The organism is Roseivivax isoporae LMG 25204 (assembly GCF_000521865.1).
GTDB classification, from domain to species: domain Bacteria; phylum Pseudomonadota; class Alphaproteobacteria; order Rhodobacterales; family Rhodobacteraceae; genus Roseivivax; species Roseivivax isoporae.
On sequence record NZ_JAME01000188.1, the window covers coordinates 1 to 349 of the forward strand.

Genomic DNA, 349 nt, shown 5'->3' on the forward strand with positions numbered 1-349 from the left:
GGTTCTTGACGTCCCTCGACGAGAGGACCTGAGCCGACGCGAGCGGAGCCGTCTTTGTATCCGACAGACGCCGCCCTTCCTGTTTCGTCCACCTCCGCTGTGAGGACCTGGTTGCCCTCGTGGAACCATTCTCCGGAATAGTCGACCGGCGCGCCCTCGGGACCGATACGCGCGTCCAGTGCCGCCTCCTGAAGGGTCGACAACGGCTTCTCGAGGTCGGAAGTATTGTCAACGTTTCCGAGGCCGATGTCGGACTTGGTCAGGTTGAGCGCCTCGAACCCGGCCGGAAGCTCGGCGACCTTCGTCCACGTCGATCCATCCGTGCTGTAGACACCATTGTTCGACGAGG

At 62.8% G+C, this 349-nt stretch carries 1 protein-coding gene; it reads right to left on the reverse strand.

Annotated elements, in window-relative coordinates:
- Nucleotides 1–349 (reverse strand): hypothetical protein (locus tag RISW2_RS25335; protein WP_043776098.1); only part of this gene is annotated, 349 nt, incomplete at both ends.